This window comes from Streptomyces caeni, from assembly GCF_042678285.1.
GTDB lineage: Bacteria > Actinomycetota > Actinomycetes > Streptomycetales > Streptomycetaceae > Streptomyces > Streptomyces caeni.
This window is the reverse complement of the sequence record NZ_JBHUDX010000045.1, coordinates 40,253-63,376: the sequence shown is the minus strand read 5'-3', so window position 1 is coordinate 63,376 and position 23,124 is coordinate 40,253. Positions and strand designations below refer to the sequence as shown.

The following is a 23,124-nucleotide window of genomic DNA, read 5'->3' as shown; positions in this document are numbered from 1 at the left end:
GGCAGCCGGTCACGGCGGTCCACGTGCGCGCCGAGTCGGCGGCGTGAGTGCGGAGACGGCGGACCGGGCGCGCGCCGGCGAGCTGCGATTCCGTGACGCCCTGCGCGGTCTGCCCCGCGGGGTCTGGATCGTCAGCCTCGGCAACCTGATCCTCCAGGCCGGCAGTTTCCTGCCGGTGTTCATCGTGCTGTATGTGACCCAGCGCGGTCATTCCGCCGGGGCCGCGGGGCTCGTGCTGGGCGCGTCCGGTCTGGGCCGGGTCCTCGGCAATGTCATCGGTGGCTATCTCACCGACACCATCGGCCGGCGCTGGGCCATCCTGCTGTCCGTCATGGTCACCTCCGGGCTGACGGCGTCCGTGCCGTTCCTCGGACCGCTCCCGGCGATCATCGCCGTGGTCGGTCTCATCGGCCTGGTGTCGCAGATCTACCGGCCGGCCATGGCGGCGGTGCTGATCGACTCCGTGACGTCCGCCCAGCAACGGCTCGCGGCCTTCGGGGTGCTCCGGTTCGCCCAGAACATCGGCTCCACCCTGGGCGGCGTGCTCGGCGGCGTGTTGGCGAGCATCTCCTATGCGGGGCTCTTCCTGGTGGAGGCTGCCACGCTCCTGCTGTTCGGCGTGATCGTGGCCGTGCTGCTGCGCGACGCACCGCAGCCGCGGTCGGATTTCGGCACCGCGGAAACACGGGCGGACCCGGCGGTCGGGTACCGGCAGGTGCTCACCGACCGCACGCTGGTGCGATTCCTGCTGATGACCGTGTTCTCCATGTTCGCCTACATCCAGACCGCCGTCGGCCTGCCCCTGCATGTCGACGACGTGGGGCTGAGCGCGCGTGACTTCGGTCTTCTCATGGGGCTCAACGGTCTGCTGGTGGTGCTGCTGGAGCTGCCCATCACCAGCGTGATCTCGCGGTACCGGCCGGAGTACGTGCTGGCCGTCGCCAACCTGCTCACGTGCGGCGGTCTCGCGCTGTCCGGGTTCACCGCCGGAATGTCCCTGCTGGCGGCGACGGTGGTGATCTGGACGTTCGGTGAGATGGCGTATTCCTCCATCGTCCAGGCCCACCTGGCGAATCTGACTCCGCCGGGGATGGTCGGGCGTTACCAGGGGCTGTACGGCGCCGCATACGCGCTCGGTACGGGCGCCGGACCGGTCATCGGCGCTGCCGTGTACGCGATCGCCCCGTGTGTGCTGTGGACCCTGGTCGGCGTGCTGGGACTGGTGTGCGCCCAGCTCAGTCTGCGGCTGCGCGGGCCGGACGCCGTAGCCGACGAACCGGTTTCCCGGCCCGGCGACGCACCACCTGGGCGCACCACCTGACGGAGGCACTCCGTCCTCGGCCGGGGTCAGCATGCTGACCCCGGCTTCGGCTTCCCTGAAACACGGGCGCTGTACGGGGCGCCGCACGCCTTCTTGTCGCTGTCGTGGTTCCACTTCCTGTCGCGGCCGTGGTTTCCACGAAAACGCCGCGGGCCGCAGGGGTTCTCTCCCCTGCGGCCCGCGGCGGCGTGTTCCGGCCCGCCGGCCTACGCCTGGCCCCGGGGCCGCAGCCGCAGGCCGTGCATGCCGTTGTCCACAGCGAGCACCGTGCCCACCGAAGCGCTCGACAACGGGCTCGCCAGGTAGGCGATTGCGCCTGCCACCTCGTCGGCCGTCACCAGACGCCCCGTGGGCTGGAACGCGTCGAGCGCGGCCCGGGCGGCCACCGGATCCGCCGCCTGCTCCAGCGACCTGCCGATCCAGGGGGTGTCCGCGGAGCCAGGGGCGACGCAGTTGACCCGGATGCCCTCGCGGACGTGATCCGCCGCCATGGCCAGCGTCAGCGCGTACACCGCCCCCTTGCTGGTCGAATACAGTGCCCGCTGCTCCACTCCGGCCCACGCCACGATCGAGCAGCTGTTGACGATCGACGCGGCGGGTGAGCGCCGCAGGTGCGGTATCGCGTGCCGGGCGACCCTGACCATCCCGACCACGTTGACGTCCAGTACGCGCAACCACTCGTCATCACCGTTCGCGGTGACGTCCCCTATGGCGCCGATGCCGGCATTGTTCACCACGACGTCCAGCCTGCCGAACCGCTCGACCACGGCGTCGACGGCGGCTTTGACCTGGACGTCGTCGGTGACGTCGACCTGGACGCCCATGATGCCGTCCGGCAGCCCCTCCGGCTTCAGATCGAGAGCGGCGACCCGGGCTCCCCTGCTGCTGAGCAGATTCGCCGTTGCCAGACCGATTCCCGACGCACCGCCGGTGACGATCGCGACCAGTCCTGCGAAATCACTCATGAGTTCTCTCCAGTCCACTCGATGGTCAAGTCAGCCCGATACGGCGGTCCGGTTCAGGCCAGCACGTCGGCGATCATGTCGACGCCGAGGTCGATCTCCTCGCGGGTGACGACCAGCGGGGGCGCCACCCGGAGGTGTCCCTTGGCCTCCTTGCACAGCAGGCCGCGCTCGGCCAGTGCCTCGGTCACCCGGCGCCCGGCCACACGCTCTTCGCGGAGTTGCACACCGGCCCACAGGCCACGCCCACGGACCTCGCAGACGCCGTCCAGTTCGTTGAGGCGGAAGTGCAGGTGCGCGCCGAGTTCGCGGGAGCGCTCCTGGAACTCCCCGGTGGCCAGCAGTCGCACGGTCGCGCGGCCGACCGCGCACGCCAGCGGGTTGCCGCCGAAGGTCGAGCCGTGGTCGCCGGGCGTGATCACGCCGAGGACGTCGGCGCGGCCGATCACCGCGGACAGCGGCAGGAGTCCGCCACTCAGACTCTTGCCCAGGGTGTACACGTCCGCACGGACACCCTCGTGGTCAAGCGCCAGGGTCGTGCCGGCGCGGGCCAGTCCGCACTGGACCTCGTCGGCGACGAACAACGTGTTGCTGTCGTCGCACAGTTCACGGACCTCGGCGAGATATCCCTTCGGCGGAACGACCACGCCGGCCTCGCCCTGGATCGGTTCCAGCAGGACCGCCGCCGTGTTCTCGGTGATCGCCGAACGCAGCGCCTCGATGTCGCCGAACGGCACCACCTTGAAGCCGGGCGTGAACGGGCCGAAACCGGCCTGGTGGTTCGGGTGCGTGGAGAACGAGACGATGGTCGTGGTGCGGCCGTGGAAGTTCGCGCCCGCGACGATGATCTCGGCGGCTCCGTCCGGCACGCCCTTGACCTGGTAGGCCCACTTCCTGGCGATCTTCACCGCGGTGTCGACAGCCTCGCCGCCGGAGTTGGAGGGCAGGACCATCTCGGTGCCCGTCAGCTCGGCCAGTTCACGGCAGAACGGCGCGTACTGATCGTGGTGGAACGCACGGGTGCTCAGCGTCAGCCGGTCGAGTTGTGCCTTCGCCGCGGTGATGAGGTCGGGGTGCTGGTGACCGAAGTTGACTGCGGAGTACCCCCCGTGGAAGTCGAGATAGCGCCGGCCTTCCAGATCGTTCATCCAGGCGCCTTCCCCATGGGTGAGCACCACGGGGAACGGCACGGAGTCATGAGCCCCCCAGCGCGTGGCAAGGTCCATGTGGTCCTGAGAGGAGAGGACGTCCACAGTCATGGCGATACTCCTTTTGCGGGCTCCCTGACGGGGCCGTTGTCGTCGACGATCTGTGCCACATGGGGAAACTACGAACTCACCCCCGCCGCACGCGTCCGCGACAAACGCACCGCGACTACGCGCTCCGATTACTCGATCCATGGTGTCCGCCGGGACGACCGACCGCGCAAGGAGCGAACCGACTCCCGTCGCGGTAAGCGAGACGTTCAGCCGCAGGAGAGCAAAGTCAGCGCGGTGTCTCCCCGCGAATGAAATTGTCGCGGACGCACAGGTGTCCGCACGGTCATACGGTCCTTCTCGGCGCGGCAGACCGGTCGTGTCGGCCCATCAACCAATGGTCCTGTTACGGAGGTCACGTGTCAGCGGTGTCGACGATCGAGTGGACGGAAGAATTCGCCCGGGCTGTACGCAGACTCATTGACGTCTCTGTCGACGACTACTACAACCCGTACCGGACCTTCGAGTGGCCCGAATCCATCACGCCGGACGATCTGTGGATGAGTCGGGAGCTGCTGTCCGTCCACGGCACTGCCGCAGAACGGGAGCTGAGCCACGAACAACTCGTGGAACTCTCGCGCTGGGAGAGCGTCAACCTCTACAGCCTGATCGCCCACGGCATCAGGGAGCTGCTCATCGAGGTGATGCGCCGCATCCACACGCCCGGCTACGAGATCCCCACGCCGTACTTCCACCACTTCATCGGCGAAGAGAACGAGCACATGTGGTTCTTCGCTGAATTCTGTCTGCGCTATGCCGGTCGCATTTATCCGGACCGGCGGATGGTGTTCCCGACGGATGAGCGCGCGCCGGAGATGAACAACTTCATCGTCTTCAGCCAGATCCTCATCTTCGAGCAGATCGGTGACTACTTCAACGCCCACATGGCGGCCGACGAGAAACTCCCGGACACGGTGCGAGCGGTCAACCGAATCCACCACCGCGACGAGTCCCGGCACATCGCTTTCGGCGGCAAGCTCGTGAAGGCGCTCTTCGACGAGGTTCGCCGGACGCACTCCGCCGAGGAGGTCGAAGAGGTCGGCCATTATCTGCGCGGCTACATCGACCTGATCATCCAGATGCTGTACAGCCGCGACGCCTACCAGGATGCCGGTATCGCAAATCCCGCGCGATTCCGTGCCTCCGTCATGGCTGATCCGGCGAGGGCGCCGATCAACGCTCGCATCATCGAACGAACCAACAACTTCTATCGACGCATCGGCCTGTTCCACTGACGGGAGATCTCATGCCGACGTTTGTCGCACCTGGAATCGCGGTCCTTGAATCCGAGGAGACCGCCCTGTTCGATGCTCTTGAGGCCCGTTTCCAGGACATCGCTTCCGCGCTGGGCGCCCGACCGGTGGCCGGCCCGGCTCTGCTCCCCGAGGAGGACCTGGCACGCCTCGACTTCTTCCGCAACTTCCCCCACCTCGGACTGCCCGTGGCCACGCTCACGGACCAGGCCCGTGAGGAACTGGCGCGTGGGGAGACCACGGCTCCGTCCCCCGAGCACCGTCTCGTCCCCACCGGCTGCTACCTGCCCACGGCGACGTGCTACGGCTTGCTGGTGTCGCGGCAGCGACGGGACATCGGCACCCCCGAGGTCATCACGGCGGTCGGTCGCTGCTTCAGGAACGAGGAGCACTACGACGGCCTGCGTCGGCTCCGCGCCTTCCATATGCGCGAAGCGCTCTACATCGGCAGCCAGGAAGGTGTGGTGGACCATCTGAGCCGGTCGACCGAGCTCGTCCTGAGCCTGGCCGACCAGCTCGGGATCAAGATACGCAAGGAGCCCGCGACCGATCCGTTCTACCTCGCTGACGGCGCGCGGTCGGTCCTCAACCAGCTGGATCCGGTGAAGTTCGAGTTCGTGTCGGACGACGGGACCGCCATCGCCTCGGTGAACCGCCACCGCAACTTCTTCGGGGAGCGCCTGAACATCTCCTTCGGCGGTGAATCCGCCTACAGCGGGTGTCTGGCGTTCGGTGTGGAGCGCTGGGTCCATGCGCTTCTGCAGGTGCACGGCGACCCTCAGCGGGCGCTCGTCGCAGTCAACGAATCGGCAGCCTAGGAAGGTGTGAACATGGACGAAATCATCAACTGGATCCGGTCCAAGAACCCGGATCTGGACGGAGAGATCGCCGGCGACACCGATCTCATCGAATCCCGGCTCATCGCGTCGGTCTCGTTCCTGGAGTTCATCGATCTTCTGGAGGAGCTCACCGGAAGGCAGATCGACGTCAGCTCGTTGAGCGTGGCCGACTTCCGCACCATCGACCGGATCAACGAGACCTTCTTCGCACCGGTGGCCTGAACCGCCGGCCTGAACGAGACAAGACGGAGGAGCGTCGTGAACGTCGTGCCCGGGATGCCGGCTGGTGCGCTCCTCGGCGGTACCCCGCTGTGGCGGCCCGGAGAGCTGCCCGGGCCGGAGTGCGAGGAGAAGGGCCGGGTCGCCGGGTGCAGCGCCAGGCCCGGACTCGGCGGTCCGAACCGCATGGTGGAGCAGAGCGTCCATGGCTGACGTCTGGTACGTCGGTGTCGACCAGGTGCCCGAGTCGCTCGCCGTCCTCCTGGACGGGCGCGACCGCGCCCGCCGTCGACGGATCCTGCGCGAGGCGGACCGCAATCGTGCTCTCGCCGCATGGGTGCTGGCGCGACTCGTCCTCGGCGAGAAGCTGGGCCGGGATCCGGCGGCCTTGAGTTTCGACCGGACCTGCGCCCACTGCGGTGACCCGGGACATGGGAAACCGGTCGTGGAGTGTGCCGACCCAGCTCTGGACTTCTCGCTCTCTCACGCCGGAGGGCTCGCCGCGGTCGCCGTCTCAGACCGGACCGTCGGCCTCGACATCGAGGACGCCACGGCCGGGGTGCAGCCACCGGCCGCGGCGCTGACGGAGCGGGAGCGCGCAACCTGTCCGGACTACGCCGGCTTCGCACGACTGTGGACGCGCAAGGAAGCCGTGCTCAAGGCCGCCGGCAAGGGACTTGAGATCCATCCGGGGCGCATCGAGGTTCTCGGCTCCACGCTGCGTGCGCTGCCCGAGGAACTTGGCCGCCCGGAGGACTACACGCTCAGGGACCTTGCGCTGCCTGCCCCGTACGTGGGGTCGCTCGCGGTGCTCGGACGCGCACCCTCTCTGTCCGTCCGCAGCGGCACGGACCTTGTCAGGTATGCCGCGCAGGTGTTCGCGTCGTTGCTCCCTCACAGCCGAATCCACAGGTAGCTGTGCGCCGGCGAATCCACCGCGTGGTTCCACAAAATCACCGCGGGCCGCAGGGAAGAGCCCCCTGCGGCCCGCGGCCGTGTGCCTGCATCACCTTCCACCCCGGAGCTCAGATCCTGCGAGCGACTCCGCCGTAAATGGCAGATTCGGGATGAGGCCCGGCCGTCTCCCCGGTGGGATGCCATTGAGATGCCAGCACTACACCAGGTGCGACCAGTTCAAAATCACCGAAGAAGCGAGCGACCTGTTCGCGAGCTCGAGGATGCATGTCCTCGAAAGCACGCTTCAGCGTCTCCTCGTCGTTACGGTCCCCCCAGGGAACGTCGCCTGCGATGTGGGAGACGACAAGATAGCTGCCCCGGGGCAGGGCTTCGCGCAGAGCCGCGGTGATCCGGGCCGGATCCGCGCTTTCCGGCACGAAGTGCAGGACCGCCCCCAGCAGACAGGCCACCGGACGGCCGGAACGGGTCAGCGCCTGGATGGCGGGCTGGGCCAGCAGCTCGTCGGGGTTCTGGATGTCGCCCAGTACGAAGCCCGCTCCCTTCTGACCGGCGATGAGCTCGCGCGTGCGCCGCCCGACCGCGGGATCGACGTCGCAGTACACGACGGAACCCGAAGGGGACTCCCGCAGGGCGATCTCGTGCGTGTTCGGCGACACGGGGAAGCCGGAACCGATGTCGATGAACTGGTCGACGCCCTGCTGGACCAGCCAGCGCACCGCCCGTGACAGAAAGGCGCGGTTCGCCTGCATCGTCGTCAGCAGGTCGGGGGCCTGCATACGGATCCAGGCACCGGCTGCCCGGTCGGCCTCAAGACCGTTCTCGCCGCCTATGAAGTAGTCGTAGACCCGTGCGGGGTGCGCATCCGGGCGTTTCTCAAGGTTTTCGATGGTCATGATGCGGCGTACTTCCCCTCGATTCCGCATGGGGCTTTGGACCGTTGTCGAGGGAAAGGGTGGCACGGACGAGGTCATGGCGGAGTAAGCAGCATGCTTAGCCGCGGGAAAGAAAGATCAACGCAATGTGCCCCGCACATGAACTTGTCGCGGACGCGCATGGTGTCGACGCGATCGTAGCGTTCTTCTCCGGTGCGACTCGCGCACCTCGTCCTGCACCGTCGACATCGAAGAAATGGGGGCGTTTTAATGCCGCTTCATCCCGTCGTTGAGGGTATCAGGAACTATCGCCTGGCAACCGGGTTCACCCCGCTCTACACCATGTCGGTGGAAGAGGCCAGAAAAGCGGATGCCGCAACGGAAGCCTCGGTCTGGGACTGGATCGAACAGCCCAAAGAGATATTCGACATGGATATCACCGGTCCGGCCGGCCCGATGACGCTCAGGGTCTACCGCCCGCAGACCGAAAGCGAAGACCCGCTCCCCGTACTGGTCTATTTCTTCGGCGGCGGTTTTGTCGTCGGCTCCCTGGACACGTCCGAGGCGTTCTGCCGTGCACTGTGCAGCATGGTTTCCTGCGTGGTCGTCTCCGTCAGCTACCGACTGGCGCCCGAGCACCCGTTCCCGGCAGCTGTCGACGACTGCTACGCCGCCGTGAAATGGGTGGCGGAGAACGGATCCCAGATCGGCGTGGACGGTTCACGCATCGCCGTCGCAGGGGACAGCAACGGCGGCACCCTGGCTGCGGCGGTCTCCCTGATGGCCAGGGACGAGGACGGACCGCGGATCAGCGCGCAGGTGCTTGTCTACCCGGCGATGCGTTACGGCTCGGCGACGGATTCCATGCGCGAGAACAGGGATCCGATGTTCTTCAACGGCCACTCGGTCCCATGGTTCTGGGACCTTTACCTCGCCGATCCTGCCGACGGTGACTCGCCCTACGCCTCACCGCTCAACGCAACGGACCACAGCGAACTTCCCGCCGCACTCCTGATCACGGCCGAGTTCTGTCCACTGCGCGACGAGGGCAAGGCCTACGCGGAGGCACTCGCGCTCGCCCGGGTGCCGGTGGAGCACCACCAGTACGCGGATCTGCCGCACGGGTTTCTGTCCATGGCGGCAGTCCTCGACACCGCCAGGGAGGCACTGGACGGGATCGTCGATTTCCTGCGCCGGCGGTTGGGGCTGAATGACATTGGATGTGAGAGTAGTGGCACCTGAAACACCAGTGACGTCCGAGCCCGAAAGCGGCCTGCTCGACGTCGACCTCGCCATCGTCGGTGCCGGCCCCACCGGCCTGTACGGCGCGTACTACGCGGGCTTCCGCGGCCTGGGCACCGCGGTCATCGACGCGCTGCCCGAACCGGGCGGTCAGGTGGCCGCGATGTATCCCGAGAAGCTGCTGTACGACGTCGCTGCGCACCCCGCCGTCACGGGCCGCGAGCTCGTCGACAACCTGGTGCGCCAGGCAGCGCCCTTCGGGCCCCGCTACCTGCTCGGCCATGCGGCCACCACCCTGGCGGCGGACGGCCCCCGCTGGATCCTCGGCACCGACCGCGGTGCCCGGATCCGCGCCGGAGCCGTCCTCGTCGCCGCCGGTCTGGGCAAGGTCACCCCGCGCAAGCTGCCCTGTGCGGTTCCGTACGAGGGCCGAGGCGTCGTCTACCACGTGCCGCGCCTGGAGGAGCACCGGGCCCGCGACGTGGTGATCGCCGGCGGTGGGGACAGCGCGGTGGACTGGGCCTTGGCGCTGGCCCCGATCGCCCGGTCGGTCACCCTCGTCCATCGTCGGGCGTCCTTCCGTGCCCATGAGCACAGTGTGCGGCAGCTGTACGGGGCCTCCGTACGCGTCATCACCGAGGCCCAGGTGATCGCCTGTCACGGAGCCGGTCGCCTGGGCTCCGTGGACGTCCGCACCGAGAACGGCGGCACATTGAACCTGCCCGCGCACACGCTGATCACCGCACTGGGTTTCACCACCAACCTCGGTCCCCTGGCCGGCTGGGGGATGGAGCTGGAGTACCGGCAGATCCGCGTCGACGCCACCATGCGCACCAGCCTTCCCGGGGTGTACGCCGTCGGCGACGGTTGCACCTATACGGGCCGCGTTCCCCTCATCTCGGTCGGCTTCGGCGAGGCCGCCACCGCCGTCAACCACGCCGCCGTGGCACTGCGCCCCGGCGCCCGCCTCGCCCCCGGCCACTCCTCTGACGCCCATCCCGAACTGGTCCCTGCGTAGGAGCTGAGACAGCGTTGGTTCTGAACAAACTCACCCTGATGCCACACGGCCTGGAGATCCTCCTCCCGGCCGGTGCACCGCTCACCGACCTCGAAAACGAGACCTCTCACCGGGTAATCCCCTTCGGATGCCAGTCGGGCGCCTGTGGCGCCTGCGTCATCGAGGTGCTGGACGGATCCGACTCGCTCGGGGAGATGGACGCCGAGGAGAGCGACTTCCTGGAGGACCTGGGACGGACAGGCGGCGACTTCCGTCTCGCGTGCCAGTGCCGCCTCATGGACGCCGCGACTGTCCAGGTCGCGGCGGAGCAGTGAGGGCCCTGCGGGGCGGAGGCGGGCACCAGGAGTCCCGGTCCGCCGACTCGTCCCCCCGCGGCAGGGCCCACCTCGCCCGTCTCGGCTCGCACCGCCATACCACCTTCGCATCTTCCGTCCGTGCACGCAGAGGAGTTTCCATGACCGTGATCGACTCGTCGGCCCCGAGAGTGCCCACCACCCAGCCGTCGGCGTCCCCGCAGGCCACGTCCGACGACCCCAGGGAGACAATGCGGCGCCTGCCCCGGCTGCTGCAGTTCCCGGCCACGCTGTTCACCGGCAAGGCACTGCCGGGGCAGGTGTCCCCGGGCTGGACACCCGGCTTCCACCTGGCCACCGCCACGGTTTCGGTGGTGCTGGGAACGCTGGTCAGCGTGCTCGCCTACACCCTCGGCCACGGGCTGCTGCTGCCTGTCGGCTGGGCGGTGACCCTGCACGGGATGCGCAACCTGCGCATGATGGTCTATCACCAGTGCTCGCACCGGAACATGTACCGCCGACGTCGAGTGGACCGGGCCATCGGCCATGCCGTCTCCAGCCTGCTCATCATCCAGAACTTCCAGCGCTACAGCCGGGAGCACGTGCGCGACCACCACGCGGCGCAGCACATGACGCTCAAGGACCCCACCGTCCAGGCGTTCTTGGTCAGCCTTCAGATGCACCCGGCTATGACGCGCCGTCAGCTGTGGCGCAGGCTGCTGCTGAAGCTCGTCTCACCGCGGTTCCACTTCAACTTCACGGTGTCCCGCATCCGCTCCTTCTGGAGCGAATCGGCCCGCAGCGAGAAGACGTCGGCCCTCCTGCTGTACGGCACGGCCGTCACCGCCACGGTGCTCACCGGCACCTGGCAAGCCCTGCTCGTCGTCTGGTTCGTACCGCTGTTCCCGCTGTTCCAGATCAGCAACACCCTGCGGCTGTGCGTCAAGCACACTTTTCCCGTCCCGGGCATCGCCACCCGGCACGGCCGCGCGTACTTCTCCAGCCTGACCAACGCCATCTTCATCGGTGACGCGCTGCCCTCCCCGGATCTGCCCCTCGCCCGCCGGGCCGGCGCCTGGACCCGCTGGACACTGCGCCTGGTCTTCCTGCACGCCCCGTCGCGCTACCTGGTCCTGACCGGCGACACCGTCGTACACGACTTCCACCACCGCTACCCGGCCGCCCCGCAGTGGGCGGACTACGTCTTCGCCCGCCAGCAGGACATCGACTCCGGACACCAGGGCTGGCCGCCCTACCACGAGGTCTGGGGGCTGATCCCGGCGATCTCCCACGTCTTCGACTCGCTGTCGGCCGCCGATGCCGAGGAGTTCGACGTGAACCGGCTGAAGGCGGTCAGCAAGCGCGAGCTGTTCGCGGCCTTCGACGACTGACGGACGACTGACGTATGCGACCCGGACGATGAGGAATTTCTGATGTCTTCGGTACCGAACCAGCTCATCCGCTCGACAGCCACCCGCAAGGTCATCCTCGGCGTGGCGGCCAGCGACAGCCATGCCGTGGCCAACCACCTGATCGCCTTCTTTCTGCGCGGCCTCGGCTTCGACGTCGTCAACCTCGGCACCTGCACCCCCGTCGAGGAATTCGCCGAGGCGTGCGCCCGCCACCCCGAGGCCGAGGCTGTCATCATCGGCAGCCTCAACGGCCACGTCCACGAGGACCTGCGCGGGCTCGACCGGGCCAAGCAGTCCGGTCTGATCGCCTGCCCCGTGATCGTCGGCGGCAACCTGTCGGTCGGCAGTCACAAGGACGGCTCCTCGCACGACCGCCTCTATGCTGCCGGCGTGGACCACATCCTGGGCGACCCGTCCGAACTGCCCAGCCTGCTCGATGCGTTGCATGTGGAGCGCGAGCGCGCCGCCGTGACCCTCGGCCTGGCGGCGTCATGAGCCTGACCTCGCTCCCGGCGCTCGACACGGCACTGCGCCCCGACACGACGGCGGGACCGCTGCCGACGCCGGCCGAGTCCGCCGTGTACATCACCTCGCTCGGCAAGCCCACCGCCGCCGAGGTCCTCGACCGGTGCCGCGCGCAGGGCAGGGTGGCGATCCAGCCGCGCTGCGGCGTCGGCGGACACGAGGAGATGAAGGCCCTCCTCGCCACCCTGGAGGCCGAGGCCGCGCCCGATATCCTGACCCTCACCATCGACTCACACACCCGGCTGCTGCGGTTCGAGGAGGCGCTGCGCACCCTCAACCTCCGCCCCGCCGACCTCAACGGCTACCCGATGGTGGCCCACGGCTGGCGGCGCGGCCGCGAGCTCAACGAGCTGATCGCGGCGCCGCTGGAGATCCGGCACGGCTCCCCGGACGCCCGCATCCTGTTCGACGTGTCCGTGGCCTCCGGCATCACCTCCTTCGAGGGCGGCGGGATCTCGTACAACCTGCCCTACTCGAAGGCCGTGCCGCTCGCCGAGTCCCTCGGCGCCTGGCAGGACGTGGACCGCCGATGCGGGGAGCTCGCCGAGCACGGCGTGGTCATCGACCGTGAACTGTTCGGCACGCTCACCGCCGTGCTCGTGCCGCCCTCCATCAGCCTCGCCATCAGCGTCCTGGAGGCGGTGCTCGCCGCCCGCGCCGGAGTCCGCTGCATCTCCGTCGCATACCCGCAAAGCGGCCATCTCGCCCAGGATGTCGCGGCCCTGCGGAGCATCCCCGTGCTGGCCGAGCGCTATCTCCCCGCCGGGATCACCGTCCACGCGGTGCTCCACGAGTTCATGGGTGTCTTCCCCCGGCAGCGGAGCAACGCGGAGGACCTGATCTTCTACGGTGCGCTGGTCGCCCGGCTCGGCGGCGCCTCCAAGCTGATCACCAAGACCCATCAGGAAGCGTACGGGATCCCCGACACGGCCGCGAACGTGGAGGGCCTGCGGCTCGCCGACCGCGCCAACTCGCCGCTCCTCGGCTTCATCACCGTCGACGAGGACCAGGTGAGCCGGGAAACGGAGTGGATCCTCGCAGAGGTCGCCGACCTCGTCGAGCCGCTCCTGGAGCAAGCCGATCTGATCGAGGCGATCACCGAGGCGTTCGCGGAGGGCCGCCTCGACATCCCCTTCAGCGCCAGCCGGTACGCCCGTTCCGACCTCATCCCGCGGCGCGACCCCTCCGGCGCCATCCGCTACCTGTCGACGGGCGCGCTGCCGTTCTCGCCGACCCATGTGCGCCGCAACACCGAGCTCCTGCACGCGGTCGACGGCCCGGATCCCGGCATGGACGCGCTGATGCGGGGCCTCACCGACGACATCAACCACTTCCGCCACGTGTTCCAGGAGCAGAAGCCGTCCGCCGCTCCGCCCCGCTCCGCCCCCACGCCCGTCTCCACCCCCCGCACCCCGCGAACCGAGGAATCGATCTGATGCGAGCCGTCCACGTCACCAAGGCCGGTGGCCCCTCCGCCCTCACCCTCACAGAGCTCCCCGAACCGGCCGCCCTCCCCGGCCAGGTCGTCGTCCGCAACGCCGCCGTCGGCCTCAACTTCATTGACGTCTACTACCGCAACGGCACCTACCCGGCCCCGTACCCGCTCGTCCCCGGCCAGGAGGCCGCCAGCATCGTCACCGCCGTCGGCGAGGGCGTCGACGACGTCACCCCGGGCGACCGCGTCGCCTACGCGACCCAGCTCGGCGCCTACGCCGAGTACACCGCCGTCCCCGCGGCCAAGCTGGTCCCGGTCCCCGAGACAGTGCCCCTCGACCACGCGGCCGCCGTCCTGCTCCAGGGCCTCGCCGCGCACTACCTCAGCCACACCACCCACCCGGTGGAGCCCGGCGAGACCGTCGTCGTCCTCGCCGGCGCCGGCGGCCTGGGCCAGCTCCTCGTGCAGCTGGCCGCGCACCGCGGCGCGAACGTCGTCGCCGTCGCATCCAGCAAGGAGAAGCAGGAGACTGCCCTGGCGGCCGGCGCCCACCACGCCGTCCCCTACGAGGGGTTCGCGGCGGCCGTGCGCGAACTCACCGGCGGTGAGGGCGCGCACGCGGTCTACGACTCGGTCGGCGCGGCCACCTTCGAGACCAGCGTCAAGGCCCTGCGTCGGCGCGGCACCCTCGTCGTCTGCGGCCTGTCCAGCGGCCCCGTACCGCCCATCGACGTGGAGCTGCTGCGCACCTCCGGCTCGCTCTATCTGACCCGTCCCACCCTCGCCGACCACGTGCCGGACGCGCCGTCCCTGCGGGCCGCGGCCGCCGAGCTGTTCCGCTACGTCGCCCAGGGCGTCGTACGCCCGAACGTGCGGGCGCGGCTGCCGCTGGCCGAAGCGGCTCGGGCGCACGAGCTGCTCGAAGGCCGCGGCACCACCGGCAAGGTGCTGCTCACGCCATGAGCGTCGACATCGGAACGAGCGCGCGCGCTGTCCGGAGCCCGAGTGCGGGCGCGGGAACGGGCGCGGGGACGGATGCCGCCGCCGGCCGCCGGGGCATCGGCGTGGTCCCGGCGCCGGCGCTGATGCTCATCGGCATGGTCAGCACCCAACTGGGCGCGACCTTCGCCAAACATCTGTTCGGCACGGTCGGCCCGGCGACGGTGACCCTGATGCGGCTCGGCTTCTCGGCCCTTGTGCTCTTGCTGTGGTGGCGGCCCGCCGTGCGCCTCGACCGGCGTACCGCGGGCGCCGTGGCCGCCCTCGGCGTGGCCATCGCGGGCATGAACATCTGTTTCTACCTCGCCATGGCCCGGATGCCGGTAGGGGTGGCGCTCACCGTGGGCATGGCGGGGCCACTCGTGGTCGCCGGCATGTCCTCGCGCCGGGCCGGGGACCGGCTGTGGATCGTGCTCGCGGCCTCCGGCATCGCGCTCCTCGGCTGGCAGGGCGGCGCGGCGGGCCTCACCGGCCTGCTGATCGCGCTCGCCTGCGCCGTCTTCTGGGGCTCGTACGTGCCGCTGTCGGCCAGGGTCGGGGCGGTACTGCCCGGCGGCGGGCTCGCGCTCGCCATGGCCTTCGGCACGCTGTGCTCCCTGCCGGCCGGGCTCGCGGAGGGCACGCAGGCGCTGGCCCGTCCCGAGGTGCTCGCCTTCGGCTTCGGTGTCGCGATGCTGTCCTCGCTCGTCCCGTACACCTGCGAGATGGAGACCCTGCGCCGGGTGTCCACCCTGGTCTTCGGCGTACTGCTCAGCCTGGAACCGGCGATCGGCGCCCTGGTCGCCCTGGTCGTCCTGCGCGAGACCCTCTCCCCGGCCCAGGTGGCGGGCCTGATCGCGGTCGTGGCCGCCTCGATCGGCGTCATCCGCGGCTCCCGCAGGACCCCCGCCCCGGACCCGGCCCCCACCCCCTCTCCCACCCTCTCCGAAGGAACCCAGAAGTCATGATCTCCACTGGCAGGAACGCAGCCCTCGCAGGCCGTCCGGAGGGTCTGGAGCAGCTCAGGAGCCTCCTGGACACGGCCCTCTGCGCCCTCGGTGACGCCGCCCTCAAGCGGGACGGCCCGGTGGCGCCCGGCGGGCCCGAGGCGGCCGTCGCCGCGGTGCGCGAGGTGCTGGGCGGCGGGCGGTTCCTCGCCGACGAGCCCAGCGCGCAGCGGGTGACGGAGCTCTTCGAGGCGTACGCGATGTGGGCCGTCGACCTCACCCACCCCTCGGCTGCGGCCCGGATGCAGTGCGCGCCCACCGCCGCGTCCGCCGCCGCCGAACTGCTCGCCGCCGCGCTCAACCAGTCCCTGCACGCCTGGGAGAGCGGCCCGTTCGCGCTCGAACTGGAGCGGCGGCTCATCCAGGAGATGGCCTCCTGGATCGGCTTCGGCGCAAAGGCCGGCGGGACCCTGACGCCCGGCGGCTCCATCTCGAACCTGATGGGCCTGCTGTTCAGCCGGGACCGTGCACTGAAGGACACCGGCGAGGTGTCGGCGACGGGGCTCGCGGGCCGCCCGGTCCGCCCCCGGATCCTGTGCTCCGCAGCCGCCCACTTCTCGGTCGCGCGGGCCGCCGGCTTCCTGGGGCTCGGCCGGTCCGCCGTGGTGAAGGTGCCGGTGGACGACCGGGGCCGGATGCTCGCCGTCGAAGCCCGCCGGATCGTCGACGGCTTCGACGCCGACGAGGTCCCCGTCGCCATCGTCGCCACGGCCGGCACCACCGACCACGGCTCCTTCGACCCGCTGCCCGAACTGGCGGACCTCGCCGCCGAGTACGGGATCTGGCTGCACGTCGACGCCGCGTACGGCATCGGCGCGCTGTTCTCACCGAAACTGGCTCCGCTCCTGGACGGCCTCGGCCGGGCCGACTCGGTCGCCTTCGACCTGCACAAGTTCGGCTGGACCCCGGCTTCTTCGAGCGTGATCGTGGTCCGTGACCGGAAGCACATGGAGTGCCTGGACGAGCAGGCCGTCTACCTCAACCCGTCCGACGACGAGACCCTCGGCTTCACCGCCCTGCTCGGCACCTCGCTCCAGACCACCCGCCGCTCCGACGCCTTCAAGATGGCCGCCACGCTCCTCACGGTCGGCCGGGAGGGCATGGGCGAGTGGGTGGACACCTGCCACGACCAGGCGCGCTACGCGGCGAGCCGGATCGCAGCCACCGACGGCCTGGAGCTTGTGGCGGACCCGCTGCTCACCACGGTCATCTTCCGCTGTGCCGCCGAGGACGGGAACCCGGTGGCGGACGAGAGCGCCTTGAACGCGGCGGTACGCCGCAAGCTGATGGCGGACGGCCGCGCCCTGCTCGCCCGTACGAATATCGCAGGACCGGACGGCACGCCGCGGGTCCATCTGAAGCTGGTCTTCCTCAATCCGACGACGACCGAGGACGACATCGACGCCCTGCTCACGGACGTCACGGCCACGGCCCGGGAACTCGCGGGGCAGGCGGCAGCGGGGCGTTAGCGGCACGCAAGCAGGACGGCAGGGCCGGGCAGGAAGGCGGAGTCGGCACCGAATACGGTGCCGACCAACCCGGTTCGCAACCGCCGGCTGAGATCTCCGTGCCGGTCCGCCCCACGTTGTGAGGCTGCTTCCGGCCTCACCCCGAACCGGGGCTCGGCTGCCTCCGGCTTCAACCCCGCTCACCTCCGTCTCCATGGACAGCGGTCGCAGCCGTCGGCCGTAGAACTTGGAAAACGCGGAAGCCCCGCAGGTCAAAGACCTGTGGGGCTTCCGGTCCAGGTGGGGCGCCGACGAAACTCGCTGCCGCACGATCAGGCCGTACGGTCGCGGACGAGGGCGGCGAGCCGCGCGAGACCCTCCTCGATCCGTTCGGGGGTGAGCACGCTGAAGGAGAGACGGATCTGGTGCGTACCTCCACCCTGGGGATAGAAGTAGCGCATCGGGGTCCACAGCACCCCGAACCGGCTTGCCGAGTACTCGAGCATCGCAGCGTCGGCTTCGAAGGGCAGGGAGACCACCGCGAACATGCCACCGCCCGGGACGTTCCAGGTCGTCCGGGGACGCGAGCCGTCGTCCGGAGCGGGGAAGTGCCTGTCCAGGCCGGCCAGGACCGCGGCGAGGTTGCGACGGTAGACGTCCGTCTCACGCTGGGTGGCCCTGGTCATGCTGCAGTCGTTCGCCAGCAGCTTCCCACCGATCACGGCCTGGGAGATGGTCGACGTGTTCAGCGTCAGCATGCTCTTGAGCTTGGCGAGCTGGTCGGCCAGCAGCGGGCCCTCGCCGGCGCCGATGCCCGAGACCAGTTGGTCGGCGACCAGGTAGCCCACGCGAGCGCCCGGAAAGGCCGTCTTGGCGAACGAGCCGACGTACACGACGCGTTGAGCGGTGTCCAGCGACTTGAGCGAGGGCAGGCGCCGGCCGTCGGCGTTGAACAGGGAGTACGGGTTGTCCTCGATGATGAGGACGTCCTCCCGCTCCGCCACGTCGAGGAGCCGCCGGCGATCGGCGAGGCTCATGCTGAGCCCACTGGGGTTGGCGAAGTCCGGCACCACGTAGCAGGCGCGCGGGTTCAGTCCCCGCTGCCGGGCCCGGCCTATCTGTGTCACCAGGTTCTCGACGTCGATGCCCCCGGTGCCCTCCGCGACGGGCAGAACCGGCATGTCCATCAGGCGTGCCGCCCCGAGGAAACCCACATAGGTCGGTGCCGGAGCCAGGATGACGTCCTCACCGCCCGTACGCAGGGCGCGCAGCAGCAGGATCATCGCCTCCTGGCAACCAGTGGTCACCACGACGGACTCGGGGACGACGCTCACCCCTTCGTCGACGGCCAGGTGCCGCACCAGGAGGTCCGTCAGCAGCCCCTTGGTGTGTCCGTACTGGAAGAGCGCTGTCCGTACCTGGTCGGGGTCAAGGCCGCGCTCCACTTCGAGATACTTGCGGAATCGCTCCAGGTGGTCGTGGATCTGCAGCGGATCGTAGAACTCCTCGTACGGCCGCCCGGCCGCGAAGGACACGGCCTCCGGAAATCGCCCCGTGATCTCGTTGAGGAGCGTCATGGAACTCAGCACCGGGTCGGACAAGGAGCTGTGCAGATCCCCCAGTTGCAAGATGGCACCACTGGCGCTGCCTGTGATCATGAATACACCTTTCCGTGTGGTGCGGGTCAGATGTGCGGGATCCTCCGGGGAGCTGTTTCGAGGGAATAGGAGGCGGCCAACCGCCGTATGTCCCGCTCGACTTCCGCCGTGGTCGCTCCGGAGAACGCGAATTTGCCGGCGGTGGGGAAGGCCGTGATGTCGTCGTTGATCGTCTGGCCGATGCGGGGGATGTCGGACAGCACCACGGAGTCCGGGCACGTGTCGAGGCCCCGGATCCGCCTGACCACGCAGGGCTCGCTCTCCGGCAGTGCGGAGTAGAGCCAGCCGGAGGCGCCGACACCCTCGTGGTCGAGGATGCCGGTGACGGTCCCGACCTCGGACGGCAGGCCCATGCAGGCGAGGACGGACTCGCGGACCAGATCCACGCCGTAGACCGCGCGGATGGAATCGCTGATGTAGGCGCCGCCGAAGCGGTTGCCGACCTCGAGGAAGACCAGCTCGTCGTCGGGGGTGAGAAACAGCTCCAGATGGAAGGTGCTGGTGTGCAGCCTCAGTGAATTCAGTACGAGTGCGGTGAAATCGGTGATCCGTGCAAGCGTCGGGGCGTCGTCGAATGTGACGGCCGAAAGATGCTGCTCGCCGCTCTGGAAGTTGAGGCAGTCTCCGATGTACCGAGAGGCGCTGACGAAACGGATCTCACCGTCCCGCACCACTCCGTCGACATGGCACACTTCGCCTTCGATGAACTCCTCGACCTCGTGATCGTCGGGGATTCCGTGGGCCCGGGCATGAGCGAGGAACTCCGTGCCGTCGCGGAAGACCATGATGCCGAAGCTGCCGGCCTGCCGTTGTGGCTTGAGAACGATCCGGCCCGGCACAGCCTCCGCGATCTTCTCGAGGTAGGCGTGCGGAGTGGTCGTGTCCACCGCCCAGAACGCGGGGACGCGTATGCCGCCGCTCCGCATGACCTCCTTCATGCGGACCTTGTCACGGCAGAGCAGCGCCGTGTCGGTGTCGACTCCCTGCACACCGAAGTGGTCGCGCAAGCGCGCCGCGGGCAGAGTGACCTGTTCATACATGGCGACGACGGCGGTCGGGGGGCCGAGTTCTGCGGCGAACTCGTCGACCAGGCGGATCATCTGGTCAACGGCCCGGTCGTAGTCTTCGAAGTCCAGCGTGTGCGGCACGTCGAGGACGCCGATGCGGGCGAACCGCTGCCGCGCCGCATATGACATGCGCTCGGCGACATGCCGGTGCACCAGCAGGGACACCTGGTGTTCGCCGAACTCGATCGAGTCGATGTGCTGCTCGGCGAAGCCGATATGGACTACATGGCTGCTCGTGGTCTCCACGGCACTTGCCTCCTTCGAAGGGTCCAAGTGTCACGAGTGGGAGGTGATCAGGTCGGTGCGTCCGCGGTCGAGGGCGGTACGGACCGTCCTCACCACCCGCTCCGCGGTGAGGTCGTAGTGGCTGACGAGGTGTTCCTGGTTGCCGACCGTGTCGACGAACTGATCCGGCATGCCGAGCCTCAGCACTCTCGTGGGCACCGCCTCCGCCAGTGCTTCGGCCACTGCGCCACCGAGACCGCCGCCGCGCCAGTGCTCCTCCAGCGTCACCACGAGCGAGGCCGGCCGGGCCGCGGCCGCCAGCGTCTGCGTGTCGAACGGCCGCAGGGTGTGCATGTTCAACACGGTTGCCTCGACGCCCTGTCCGGCCAGGACGTCCGCCGCGGCGAGGCAGGCGAGCACGGGGTACGGACCACAGCTGGCGAGCACCACATCGCCGCCCTGCCGCAGCGTCTGCGCCTTCCCGATGACCGGCGGCGGGGCCGCGGGCAGGTCCGGCGTCGGTTTGCGGCCCAGCCGGGCGTAGAGCGGTCCGGGCAGGTCCAGGCTCTGCTCGACGAACGCCTCCGTGGCGGCGGCATCGGCGGGCACCACCACGGTCATCCCGGGCAGTACCCGCATCACGGCGAGATCCTCCAGGGCCTGGTGCGTCGGACCGAGGTGGCCCGCGGCGAGACCGCCGTGGGTGGCCATGACGCGGACCGGCAACCGGTTGTAGGCGATGTCGATCTTGATCGCTTCCAGTGCCCGGGACGTGGCGAAGGCGGCCATCGTGTTGACGAACGGGATCCGCCCGCACGCCGCCATCCCGGCGGCGATGCCCATCAGGTTGTGCTCGGCGATACCGACGTTGAGGTACTGGTCGCCGGCCGCCTCGGCGTACTCGGCGTTGAACAGACCGGTGTCGGAGTCCAGGCACATCAGCTCCGGATGCCGCTGCAGCAGCGGCAGCAGACTGTCCCGGTACGCCTCCCGGGTCGCGCGACTCATCCGGCCCCCTTCGTGTCCCGTAGGGCGCGGACCGCCCGCGCGTGGTTGCGCGGTGACAGGGTCACGTAATGGCTGGCACTGCGGCCGGCGAGGAACGGCAGCCCGTGACCCTTGACCGTGCGGGCGATCAGCACGCTCGGCTTGCCCGGTTCCCACGGCGCGGCGCCCAGATGCCCCGCCAGTCGGTCCGGGTCGTGGCCGTCCACGTCGCGGACCGCCCAGCCGAAACTGCGCCAGCGGTCGGCCAGCGGTTCCATCGGCGCGATGCCGTCGGTGGAGCCGGTCAGCTGCAGACCGTTGCGGTCCACCACCGCGACCAGCCGGTCGAGGCGCAGCGACGCGGCCGCGATGGCCGCCTCCCACACCGAGCCCTCCTGGAGCTCGCCGTCGCCGAGCAGTACGAAGGTGCGCGCATCCCGCCCGGCGTACCGGGCGGCCAGCGCGAACCCGCAACCCAGCGCGAGTCCGTGGCCGAGCGATCCGGTCGGCAACTCCACACCGGGCACCGCGCGCACCGGATGGCCCATCAGTCTGCTGCCTGGGCGGCCGTATCCGGCGAGTTCCTCGACCGGGAAGAAGCCCCGTTCGGCCAGCGTCGCGTAGAGGCCGACGGCGGCGTGGCCCTTGCTGAGCAGAAAGCGGTCGCGATCCGGGTCGTCCGGCCGCAGCGGGTCCACGTTCAGCACCGAGAAGTAGAGTGCGGCGAGCACGTCGGCGCAGGAGAACGCACCGCCGAGATGGCCGCCTTCGGGCCCCGCGCACATGTCGACGACATGGGAGCGGATACGTGCGGCGACCGTGTCCAGGGTGTCCCGTTCCAGGACCGGGGTGACGGTCATGAAGCCGCCTTCGCGAGCGTGGCCACCATGTCCCTGTTCGCCCACACCTTGTCGAAGGCGTCCGCGTACAGGCCGAGCAGTTCGCCCGCCCCGGGGTGGAGGTGACGCTTCTGGATGGTCAGGGAGTCGGCGATCACCGCGCGGGTCACCGGGTAGCCCGCACCCGCGACCGTTCCGCGTGCACCCGTCACGGACCACGGGTAGCCCGAGCCGAAGCCTGCGCGGTCCACGAACACCTTCTGGTCGGGCAGCGGCATGAGCTGGTACTGCGACATCGGTACCCCCTCGGCGCGCAGCAGTCGCCGCAAAGCCGAGCGCAGCGCCTCCGGCCGCGCCCCGTCCAGGCCGAACGCGGCCGGGTCGAACCGGAAGCGCAGGATGTGCCACGCGTGGGTGGTGTCCGGCGGCGCGGTCGGCACCTGCAGGCCGGGCAGCTCCGAGAGCCGCGCGAGGAACTCGGTGACGTTGTGCTGCCGCGCTCGCTCGTAGCCGTCGTACCGGGCGAGCTGCGCGGTGGTGAACGCGGCCTGGAGGGCGTTCATCTTGTAGTTCCAGCCCAGGCCGTAGGACACGTAGTCGCGCTCGCGGCCGGCCTCGATCACCTCGCCGAACTGCCTGCCGCGGCGCATCGCCTCGGCCAGTTCGGCGTCGCGGGTCACCAGCAGGCCGCCCTCGCCACAGGTCGGTATGTTCTTGCTGACCTGCAGGCTGAAGGCACCCGCGTCGCCGATCCCGCCGACCGGCTGCCCACGATGGGTGGCCCCGGGCGCCTGTGCGGCGTCCTCGATCACCGCGAGGCCGTACTTGTGCGCGATCGCGGTGATCCGGTCCATGTCGGCGGGCGCGCCGTGCAGGTGCACGGGGATGATCGCCTTGGTCCTGGGGGTGATCCGGCGCTCCAGGTCGTCCGGGTCGACGGTGAAGGTGACCGGGTCGATGTCGGCGAAGACCGGAACGGCCATCTGGTGCACCGGTGCGAGGCCGGTCGCGATGAAGCTGAGCGCGGGCACGATCACCTCGTCCCCCGGTCCGACGCCGAGCGCGGCCAGCGCCAGGGCCAGTGCCGCAGTGCCGTTGGACACCGCGACGCAGTGCTCGAAACCGAAACGACGGGCCCAGTTCTCCTCCAGTTCGGACACCGGATTCACACCGTCGGTGTCGGACACCAGCCGTGCGCCGTCGAGCGCGCCCAAGACGGCCTTGCGGTCCTCCTCCTCGACCAACGGCCACTGCACACGGCGCCGATCCCTCGGCACGGCCGCCGTGCCGCCGAACGCTGCCAGCTTGCTCATCACTCTCCACTCCACAGGGCCACGGTGGTCGATATGC

At 69.4% G+C, this 23,124-nt stretch carries 23 protein-coding genes; 15 read left to right on the top strand and 8 right to left on the bottom strand.

The window, feature by feature from the left end:
- Window positions 1-43 precede the first annotated feature (43 nt).
- A complete protein-coding gene (locus ACFSL4_RS16055) occupies window positions 44-1,321 on the top strand; it encodes an MFS transporter (protein WP_381083019.1) in 1,278 nt (425 codons plus the stop codon).
- Window positions 1,322-1,527: 206 nt separating this feature from the next.
- Here the strand turns inward: ACFSL4_RS16055 and ACFSL4_RS16050 are convergent, their stop codons facing one another.
- Complete coding sequence (locus ACFSL4_RS16050) at window positions 1,528-2,286, bottom strand: SDR family NAD(P)-dependent oxidoreductase (RefSeq protein ID WP_381083017.1); 759 nt, start codon at window positions 2,284-2,286, stop codon at window positions 1,528-1,530.
- Window positions 2,287-2,339: 53 nt separating this feature from the next.
- Window positions 2,340-3,542 carry an ornithine--oxo-acid transaminase gene (rocD, locus tag ACFSL4_RS16045; RefSeq protein ID WP_381083015.1) on the bottom strand — a complete coding sequence of 401 codons (1,203 nt, stop codon included), beginning with the start codon at window positions 3,540-3,542 and terminating at the stop codon, window positions 2,340-2,342.
- A gap of 365 nt (window positions 3,543-3,907) precedes the next feature.
- Here rocD and ACFSL4_RS16040 point away from each other — a divergent pair, with 365 nt between their 5' ends.
- The 5 genes from ACFSL4_RS16040 to ACFSL4_RS16020 are packed head-to-tail and all read left to right on the top strand — an operon-like array spanning window position 3,908 to window position 6,766.
- Entirely contained in the window at window positions 3,908-4,774 is an 867-nt protein-coding gene (locus ACFSL4_RS16040) for a diiron oxygenase (RefSeq protein WP_381083013.1), read from the top strand.
- Window positions 4,775-4,785: 11 nt separating this feature from the next.
- Window positions 4,786-5,610, top strand: a complete 825-nt coding sequence (locus ACFSL4_RS16035) for an aminoacyl--tRNA ligase-related protein (protein ID WP_381083011.1) — start codon at window positions 4,786-4,788, stop codon at window positions 5,608-5,610.
- A 12-nt stretch (window positions 5,611-5,622) separates the two neighbouring features.
- Window positions 5,623-5,853: an acyl carrier protein gene (locus ACFSL4_RS16030; protein ID WP_381083009.1), complete on the top strand. Its 231-nt coding sequence runs from the start codon at window positions 5,623-5,625 to the stop codon at window positions 5,851-5,853.
- Window positions 5,854-5,889: 36 nt separating this feature from the next.
- On the top strand, window positions 5,890-6,063 hold the full coding sequence (locus ACFSL4_RS16025; RefSeq protein ID WP_381083007.1) for a hypothetical protein: 174 nt from the start codon (window positions 5,890-5,892) through the stop codon (window positions 6,061-6,063).
- The gene (locus ACFSL4_RS16020) at window positions 6,056-6,766 is read left to right on the top strand and encodes a 4'-phosphopantetheinyl transferase family protein (protein ID WP_381083005.1); all 711 of its coding nucleotides are present in this window, start codon (window positions 6,056-6,058) and stop codon (window positions 6,764-6,766) included. Before ACFSL4_RS16025 ends, ACFSL4_RS16020 begins: the two co-directional genes overlap by 8 nt.
- Window positions 6,767-6,875: 109 nt before the next feature.
- On the opposite strand, the gene ACFSL4_RS16015 is transcribed toward ACFSL4_RS16020, so the two are convergent.
- A complete protein-coding gene (locus ACFSL4_RS16015; protein ID WP_381083003.1) occupies window positions 6,876-7,661 on the bottom strand; it encodes an SAM-dependent methyltransferase in 786 nt (261 codons plus the stop codon).
- 249 nt (window positions 7,662-7,910) lie between these two features.
- Here ACFSL4_RS16015 and ACFSL4_RS16010 point away from each other — a divergent pair, with 249 nt between their 5' ends.
- From ACFSL4_RS16010 to ACFSL4_RS15970, 9 genes are all read left to right on the top strand, one after another.
- Window positions 7,911-8,882, top strand: coding sequence for an alpha/beta hydrolase (locus ACFSL4_RS16010; protein WP_381083001.1), 972 nt, complete (start codon window positions 7,911-7,913; stop codon window positions 8,880-8,882).
- 7 nt (window positions 8,883-8,889) lie between these two features.
- Window positions 8,890-9,900, top strand: a complete 1,011-nt coding sequence (locus ACFSL4_RS16005; RefSeq protein WP_381082999.1) for an NAD(P)/FAD-dependent oxidoreductase — start codon at window positions 8,890-8,892, stop codon at window positions 9,898-9,900.
- A 38-nt stretch (window positions 9,901-9,938) separates the two neighbouring features.
- Window positions 9,939-10,214, top strand: a complete 276-nt coding sequence (locus ACFSL4_RS16000) for a 2Fe-2S iron-sulfur cluster-binding protein (RefSeq protein WP_381082997.1) — start codon at window positions 9,939-9,941, stop codon at window positions 10,212-10,214.
- 140 nt (window positions 10,215-10,354) lie between these two features.
- Complete coding sequence (locus tag ACFSL4_RS15995) at window positions 10,355-11,584, top strand: fatty acid desaturase (protein WP_381082995.1); 1,230 nt, start codon at window positions 10,355-10,357, stop codon at window positions 11,582-11,584.
- Between the two features lie 42 nt (window positions 11,585-11,626).
- Window positions 11,627-12,100 carry a cobalamin-dependent protein gene (locus ACFSL4_RS15990; protein WP_381082993.1) on the top strand — a complete coding sequence of 158 codons (474 nt, stop codon included), beginning with the start codon at window positions 11,627-11,629 and terminating at the stop codon, window positions 12,098-12,100.
- Window positions 12,097-13,566 (top strand): methylaspartate mutase, encoded by a 1,470-nt coding sequence (locus ACFSL4_RS15985; RefSeq protein ID WP_381082991.1) that lies wholly within the window; start codon window positions 12,097-12,099, stop codon window positions 13,564-13,566. Before ACFSL4_RS15990 ends, ACFSL4_RS15985 begins: the two co-directional genes overlap by 4 nt.
- Window positions 13,566-14,528 (top strand): quinone oxidoreductase family protein, encoded by a 963-nt coding sequence (locus tag ACFSL4_RS15980; protein ID WP_381082989.1) that lies wholly within the window; start codon window positions 13,566-13,568, stop codon window positions 14,526-14,528. The genes ACFSL4_RS15985 and ACFSL4_RS15980 overlap by 1 nt, the downstream gene beginning before the upstream one ends.
- On the top strand, window positions 14,525-15,511 hold the full coding sequence (locus tag ACFSL4_RS15975) for an EamA family transporter (protein ID WP_381082987.1): 987 nt from the start codon (window positions 14,525-14,527) through the stop codon (window positions 15,509-15,511). The genes ACFSL4_RS15980 and ACFSL4_RS15975 overlap by 4 nt, the downstream gene beginning before the upstream one ends.
- Window positions 15,508-17,019 (top strand): pyridoxal phosphate-dependent decarboxylase family protein, encoded by a 1,512-nt coding sequence (locus ACFSL4_RS15970; RefSeq protein WP_381082985.1) that lies wholly within the window; start codon window positions 15,508-15,510, stop codon window positions 17,017-17,019. Before ACFSL4_RS15975 ends, ACFSL4_RS15970 begins: the two co-directional genes overlap by 4 nt.
- 311 nt (window positions 17,020-17,330) lie before the next feature.
- On the opposite strand, the gene ACFSL4_RS15965 is transcribed toward ACFSL4_RS15970, so the two are convergent.
- Genes ACFSL4_RS15965 through ACFSL4_RS15945 form a run of 5 tightly spaced genes read right to left on the bottom strand, consistent with a single transcriptional unit; the run spans window position 17,331 to window position 23,087 of the window.
- The gene (locus ACFSL4_RS15965; protein ID WP_381082983.1) at window positions 17,331-18,656 is read right to left on the bottom strand and encodes an aminotransferase-like domain-containing protein; all 1,326 of its coding nucleotides are present in this window, start codon (window positions 18,654-18,656) and stop codon (window positions 17,331-17,333) included.
- Between the two features lie 26 nt (window positions 18,657-18,682).
- The gene (locus ACFSL4_RS15960) at window positions 18,683-19,969 is read right to left on the bottom strand and encodes an ATP-grasp domain-containing protein (RefSeq protein ID WP_381082981.1); all 1,287 of its coding nucleotides are present in this window, start codon (window positions 19,967-19,969) and stop codon (window positions 18,683-18,685) included.
- Between the two features lie 30 nt (window positions 19,970-19,999).
- The gene (locus ACFSL4_RS15955) at window positions 20,000-20,956 is read right to left on the bottom strand and encodes a transketolase family protein (RefSeq protein WP_381082979.1); all 957 of its coding nucleotides are present in this window, start codon (window positions 20,954-20,956) and stop codon (window positions 20,000-20,002) included.
- Entirely contained in the window at window positions 20,953-21,795 is an 843-nt protein-coding gene (locus tag ACFSL4_RS15950; RefSeq protein WP_381082977.1) for a transketolase, read from the bottom strand. The genes ACFSL4_RS15955 and ACFSL4_RS15950 overlap by 4 nt, the downstream gene beginning before the upstream one ends.
- The gene (locus tag ACFSL4_RS15945; RefSeq protein WP_381082975.1) at window positions 21,792-23,087 is read right to left on the bottom strand and encodes a DegT/DnrJ/EryC1/StrS family aminotransferase; all 1,296 of its coding nucleotides are present in this window, start codon (window positions 23,085-23,087) and stop codon (window positions 21,792-21,794) included. The genes ACFSL4_RS15950 and ACFSL4_RS15945 overlap by 4 nt, the downstream gene beginning before the upstream one ends.
- Window positions 23,088-23,124: the final 37 nt, after the last annotated feature.

Excerpts from the sequence above, each read along its gene's own strand:
- ACFSL4_RS16010 (WP_381083001.1), top strand. The coding sequence starts at position 7,911 with ATGCCGCTTCATCCCGTCGTTGAGGGTATCAGGAACTATCGCCTGGCA.
- ACFSL4_RS15965 (WP_381082983.1), bottom strand. The coding sequence starts at position 18,656 with ATGATCACAGGCAGCGCCAGTGGTGCCATCTTGCAACTGGGGGATCTG.
- ACFSL4_RS15970 (WP_381082985.1), top strand. The coding sequence starts at position 15,508 with ATGATCTCCACTGGCAGGAACGCAGCCCTCGCAGGCCGTCCGGAGGGT.
- ACFSL4_RS15975 (WP_381082987.1), top strand. The coding sequence starts at position 14,525 with ATGAGCGTCGACATCGGAACGAGCGCGCGCGCTGTCCGGAGCCCGAGT.
- ACFSL4_RS15950 (WP_381082977.1), bottom strand. The coding sequence starts at position 21,795 with ATGACCGTCACCCCGGTCCTGGAACGGGACACCCTGGACACGGTCGCC.
- rocD (WP_381083015.1), bottom strand. The coding sequence starts at position 3,542 with ATGACTGTGGACGTCCTCTCCTCTCAGGACCACATGGACCTTGCCACG.
- ACFSL4_RS15990 (WP_381082993.1), top strand. The coding sequence starts at position 11,627 with ATGTCTTCGGTACCGAACCAGCTCATCCGCTCGACAGCCACCCGCAAG.
- ACFSL4_RS15995 (WP_381082995.1), top strand. The coding sequence starts at position 10,355 with ATGACCGTGATCGACTCGTCGGCCCCGAGAGTGCCCACCACCCAGCCG.
- ACFSL4_RS15945 (WP_381082975.1), bottom strand. The coding sequence starts at position 23,087 with ATGAGCAAGCTGGCAGCGTTCGGCGGCACGGCGGCCGTGCCGAGGGAT.
- ACFSL4_RS16035 (WP_381083011.1), top strand. The coding sequence starts at position 4,786 with ATGCCGACGTTTGTCGCACCTGGAATCGCGGTCCTTGAATCCGAGGAG.
- ACFSL4_RS15980 (WP_381082989.1), top strand. The coding sequence starts at position 13,566 with ATGCGAGCCGTCCACGTCACCAAGGCCGGTGGCCCCTCCGCCCTCACC.
- ACFSL4_RS16020 (WP_381083005.1), top strand. The coding sequence starts at position 6,056 with ATGGCTGACGTCTGGTACGTCGGTGTCGACCAGGTGCCCGAGTCGCTC.
- ACFSL4_RS15985 (WP_381082991.1), top strand. The coding sequence starts at position 12,097 with ATGAGCCTGACCTCGCTCCCGGCGCTCGACACGGCACTGCGCCCCGAC.
- ACFSL4_RS15955 (WP_381082979.1), bottom strand. The coding sequence starts at position 20,956 with ATGAGTCGCGCGACCCGGGAGGCGTACCGGGACAGTCTGCTGCCGCTG.
- ACFSL4_RS16000 (WP_381082997.1), top strand. The coding sequence starts at position 9,939 with ATGCCACACGGCCTGGAGATCCTCCTCCCGGCCGGTGCACCGCTCACC.
- ACFSL4_RS16015 (WP_381083003.1), bottom strand. The coding sequence starts at position 7,661 with ATGACCATCGAAAACCTTGAGAAACGCCCGGATGCGCACCCCGCACGG.
- ACFSL4_RS16050 (WP_381083017.1), bottom strand. The coding sequence starts at position 2,286 with ATGAGTGATTTCGCAGGACTGGTCGCGATCGTCACCGGCGGTGCGTCG.
- ACFSL4_RS16030 (WP_381083009.1), top strand. The coding sequence starts at position 5,623 with ATGGACGAAATCATCAACTGGATCCGGTCCAAGAACCCGGATCTGGAC.